Genomic DNA, 4,413 nt, shown 5'->3' on the forward strand with positions numbered 1-4,413 from the left:
CAGGTTTTTGATATCGCGCTGCAACGGCTCGTCCATGCGCATGCCGCGCCCCGGCAACTCCAGCGGCCGCACCTGCAACCACTCCGGCAGCGCCCGTCGCCAGCGGCTGTAGACCATGGCGCTGGCGCCGGAGTAAGGCAGGCAAAACAGGCGTAATCGAGCCGGCGTGTTCATTTCAGACCACTCCCGCTCACACGATAAAAACCCATTTTGTCCTCCTCCAGGCGCTGATCCTTGGCCGGTTTGTTAACTGGCCTTTCACCCATGAGAACGGATGGCACCTGGAAATAATTAGTCAACGAGACGCCGTTCACACCTCTCGATAAGGCATAAGATTAGTTCGTCTTCTCATTTGACAATCATTATCATTAAGCATAATTTGTTGCCCGATGTGTAGGAGGCCTCAGCAAGGACGCCCTCCCCCAACCTTCTCTTGCAACAAGGTGATTTCCATGACGGAACAAGTATCCACAGGCAGGTGCGACTCACCCCTACTCCAGGCCTTCGTCGACAATCGACTGATCCTGGTCAAGATCGCAGCGCGTATTACCGGCTGCCGATCCCGCGCCGAAGACGTGGTACAAGACGCCTACTTCCGGTTGCAATCGGCCCCCACCATCACGTCATCGTTCAAGGCGCAGCTCAGTTACCTGTTCCAGATCGTGCGCAACCTGGCTATTGATCACTACCGCAAGCAGGCGCTGGAGCTGAAATATTCCGGCACGGAAGAGGAAGGCTTGAATGTGGTTATTCACGGCGCTTCACCTGAGACCTCGCACATCAACTTTTCGACGCTGGAGAACATTGCCGACGCCTTGACCGAGTTGCCTCAGCGCACGCGTTATGCGTTTGAGATGTACCGGCTGCACGGGGTGCCGCAGAAGGATATTGCCAAGGAGCTGGGGGTTTCACCGACGTTGGTGAACTTTATGATTCGCGATGCGCTGGTGCATTGCCGGAAGGTTTCCGGGACCCATAGCGACACGTTTGCGCGGCGAGCCTGACGCGCCACACATCCCATGTGGGAGCGGGCTTGCTCGCGAAAGCGGTGGATCAGTCACACATGCATTGACTGACACTGCGCTTTCGCGAGCAAGCCCGCTCCCACATTTGATCTTCGTGCACTCAGATTTTTTGCTCAGTCAAACCAACCCACACCGCTCAAAAAACCGTTCCCGCCCCAGAATCATCAACGCCGCCCGCTTATGAGGAAAATCAAACTCCTTCTCACAGTGGAAACACTGATTCTGCATATGCCCAATCATCTTCCCGTTATCCGCCCGAGGCTCAGCCACCACACGCTGCGTACGCGGATCATCGAGAAACAAGTAATGCACCAGCGCCGACAACCAGCTCGCTACCTTGTGCGGACCACGGTGGTGCTCTTCGCCCACCAGCATATGAATCCCGCGATCGTAATCCGCTGCATCATAAAACGGCGCAATCCGATCCTCCTTCGCCCAATACGCCTCGAAATAAGCAAACGGCTCATCATCGAAACAGCCAATCAACGTCAACGCATGGGGATCCGCTTCCAGCTTGTCCAGATATTCCCGATGCTGTTCCAGGCTGCCAGTTTCCTGCCAGAAATTCGCCACCCGAGCACTGTTCTGCCAACGATTGAAGCGCGCCAGATCAACATCAATCTCCACCGTACGCAGTGAAATCCACGCCCCCAGCCGCGCATCAAACCGCCGATACACCTCGCCCCGCGGCTTCGGCGCACGGGCAGGATGACGCTTGCCACCGCTGATGATCATCTGCTGCGGATAAGTCCCCGTGAGAGATTGCCCCAGCCACGGTTGCGGCAACTGCCAGAACAACGTGCGCTCGCAATGAAACTGCCCGGCAACCCCGGTCGCCACCAGCAACCCACTGCGCAAGGCATCCTCCGGCGCATGCTCAAGACACCAGACCAGTCGCTGGCGCCCGGGCTCCCTGGCAAACAGCCAATAACACGCCGCCCACAAGGCACGGGCAGCCGGCACACTGGCGGGCTCCTGCAAATGCACCCGCACCTCATCACCCCGCTCAAGGCGCAGGCGAATCAGCGGCTGGCCCTCAAGGGTGAGGCTCAGGCGGCTATCAGTTTCATCAGCATTCAGGGCGGGTCCCGCCGGCAAGGGCAGCACTGACAGGTCATTCAGATTGGACATGGGATGGGCTCACGAATCGTCGACAGTTCAACAAGTGACGTGAGCCGAGGGCAAAAATTTAGACGATCACGGTACCGGCATTACATCGATGCGGTAAGGCTCGAAGATCTTCAGCAACTGGCCGTTGTCCCTCAGCTGCTTGAGCAGCCCGGCGAACGCCGGCCCCGTGATCGGCGCCTTGGGCCGCAGCAACGCATAGTGGTGGTACACCTGGTCGATCCGCTCGGACACCAGGAACTGCCCCGCCGTATCGGCATTGCGCACCAGGAAATCACTGAGGTAGGAACGTGTCACCAGGGCGATGTCGGCCCGGCCCCGGGCGACCATCAGCAGGTTGCTGTCGTGGGAATAGGTCAAGGTGGCGTTGAAGTGCTCCGCCATGTACTTGGGGTCGGGGTTGAAGTTGGCGAACGCGTAGTGATAGCCGCTGAACACCGCCAGGCGCTTGCCGGTCAGGTCGGCGAAATACGATTGGTCGCGACCGGGCTCCTGCTGGGCCACGAAGATTTCCGCATCCTCCAGGCCCATGTCGACATCGGTGTGGGCAATATCCTGCCAGCCCCACTTGGGGTTTTCGAAGATCGCCATGTCCACCCGACCTTGCTGGAAGTCGCGAAAACGCCGGGGAATCGAGGTGGGTACCAGCACAAACTGGTAGTCGGTTTGCAGGGCGTTCAAGGCTTCCACCAGTTGCGGCAGCAACCCGGTGTCGGCGCCCTGCTCCGGGCGCACGGTGTATGGCGGGAAATGCGCAGCACCGACCCTCACCAGTTGGGCGGCCGAGGCAGGCATCAGCCACAGTGCGCCAAGTGCCCATATTGAGAGTCCTGCAGCCAATCGCCAAGGCGAAAACATCAAGGCACACACCGTCGAAAACTTTGATCCCGCTAAGCTAGGCGTTTTTGTCTATCGAGACAACTTTCTGCCACACAATTAATAGCTTGCGCGAAAGGGCTAGTCAGCTTTCAACACCATCAGCAAGGCTTCGTCGGCCAGTTGCTCCAGGGTCATGCTGCCCTGGGCGCGAAACCAGGTGGTGGTCCAGGACAAGGCGCCCGTCAGGAAACGCCGCGTGATAAACACATCGCCCTTGATGTAACCGGCGTTTTTCGCCTCCCCCAACACCTGCAACCAGATCTCTTCGTAGATATCGCGCAAGGCCAGCACCTGGGCCTGGCCCTCGGCCGACAGGGAACGCCATTCATACACCAGCACCGCCATGGCCTCGCCACTGCCGCCCATGATCGACTGCAATTCGCAACGAATCAGCGCCAGCACCCGCTCGCGCACGTTGCTCGCCTCGGCCAGGGAAGCGCGCATCAGGGCGGTGTTGTAGTGGATGGTTTCCTCCATCACCGCCCGCAGGATTTCGTCCTTGCTCTTGAAGTGATGAAAGATGCTGCCGGACTGGATCCCGACCGCGCCGGCCAGGTCACGCACGGTGGTGCGCTCAAAACCCTTGTTGCGAAACAGGTGGGCCGCGGTTTGCAGCAGCTTGCCACGGGCACTGTCGGGGTCGGTCAATTGGCCGGCGTCGACCATGGTGCGCATCACCCGCAGGGCTTTTTGCTCATCCATGCTGCTCTCCTTAACTTCTGGTTACGTCTTGGGCGGCAATTTAGGCCGTGGCAGCCAACCAAGCAAGCGCTTGGGGCAAAGTTATGACCAGAGTTTACAAACCAAGCGCTTGCTTGGTAGTGTGGGTGCCAGCAAACCAGAGGAAGGACGCCCCATGAACAAGACGGTACGCATCGGCTGCGCCAGCGCCTTCTGGGGCGACACCTGCACCGCCGCTGCGCAGTTGGTGCACGGCGGCACGCTGGATTACCTGGTGTTCGACTACCTGGCGGAAGTCACCCTGTCGATCCTCGCCGGAGCGCGAATGAAAGATCCCCAGGCCGGCTATGCCACGGATTTCGTCGAGGTGCTGACGCCGCTGCTGGCGGATATCCAGCGCCAGGGCATCCGCGTGATCAGCAACGCCGGCGGGATCAACCCCCAGGCCTGCGCCGCCGCGTTGCAGGCGGCCTGCGACCAGGCCCGAATCCCGTTGAAGATCGCCGTACTGCTGGGGGATGACCTGCAACCGCAGTTCAAGCAACTGCAAGGCGTCACCGACATGTTCAGCGGCGCGCCCTTGCCGCCGATGTGCGTATCCACCAACGCCTACCTCGGCGCGCCCGGTATCGTGCAGGCGCTGGAGCTGGGTGCCGATATCGTGATAACCGGCCGTGTGGTGGACAGCGCGGTGGTCAGC

6 protein-coding genes are annotated in these 4,413 nt (G+C 59.8%); 2 read left to right on the forward strand and 4 right to left on the reverse strand.

The features are described from left to right. Positions 1-174, reverse strand: a 174-nt coding sequence (locus HX846_RS15095; RefSeq protein WP_256739819.1) for a thioesterase II family protein, incomplete at its 3' end; no start/stop codon positions are given. 278 nt (positions 175-452) lie between these two features. On the opposite strand from HX846_RS15095, the gene HX846_RS15100 reads away from it, so the two are divergent. Next, a complete protein-coding gene (locus HX846_RS15100) occupies positions 453-1,004 on the forward strand; it encodes an RNA polymerase factor sigma-70 (RefSeq protein WP_003209024.1) in 552 nt (183 codons plus the stop codon). 138 nt (positions 1,005-1,142) lie between these two features. On the opposite strand, the gene HX846_RS15105 is transcribed toward HX846_RS15100, so the two are convergent. The 3 genes from HX846_RS15105 to HX846_RS15115 form a co-directional block, all read right to left on the reverse strand. Next, positions 1,143-2,156, reverse strand: a complete 1,014-nt coding sequence (locus HX846_RS15105; RefSeq protein ID WP_178965642.1) for a GNAT family N-acetyltransferase — start codon at positions 2,154-2,156, stop codon at positions 1,143-1,145. Between the two features lie 66 nt (positions 2,157-2,222). Next, complete coding sequence (locus HX846_RS15110) at positions 2,223-3,011, reverse strand: ABC transporter substrate-binding protein (protein WP_083853176.1); 789 nt, start codon at positions 3,009-3,011, stop codon at positions 2,223-2,225. A gap of 99 nt (positions 3,012-3,110) precedes the next feature. After that, entirely contained in the window at positions 3,111-3,734 is a 624-nt protein-coding gene (locus HX846_RS15115) for a TetR/AcrR family transcriptional regulator (protein WP_087695088.1), read from the reverse strand. 154 nt (positions 3,735-3,888) lie between these two features. On the opposite strand from HX846_RS15115, the gene HX846_RS15120 reads away from it, so the two are divergent. Then, on the forward strand, positions 3,889-4,413 hold a 525-nt coding region (locus tag HX846_RS15120), incomplete at its 3' end, for an acyclic terpene utilization AtuA family protein (protein WP_178965643.1).

The sequence above is a fragment of the Pseudomonas sp. K5002 genome, from assembly GCF_013386655.1.
GTDB lineage: Bacteria > Pseudomonadota > Gammaproteobacteria > Pseudomonadales > Pseudomonadaceae > Aquipseudomonas.

Bases quoted from the DNA above. Each gene is read 5' to 3' on its own strand.
- HX846_RS15110 (WP_083853176.1), bottom strand. From the start codon at position 3,011: ATGTTTTCGCCTTGGCGATTGGCTGCAGGACTCTCAATATGGGCACTT.
- HX846_RS15100 (WP_003209024.1), top strand. From the start codon at position 453: ATGACGGAACAAGTATCCACAGGCAGGTGCGACTCACCCCTACTCCAG.
- HX846_RS15105 (WP_178965642.1), bottom strand. From the start codon at position 2,156: ATGTCCAATCTGAATGACCTGTCAGTGCTGCCCTTGCCGGCGGGACCC.
- HX846_RS15115 (WP_087695088.1), bottom strand. From the start codon at position 3,734: ATGGATGAGCAAAAAGCCCTGCGGGTGATGCGCACCATGGTCGACGCC.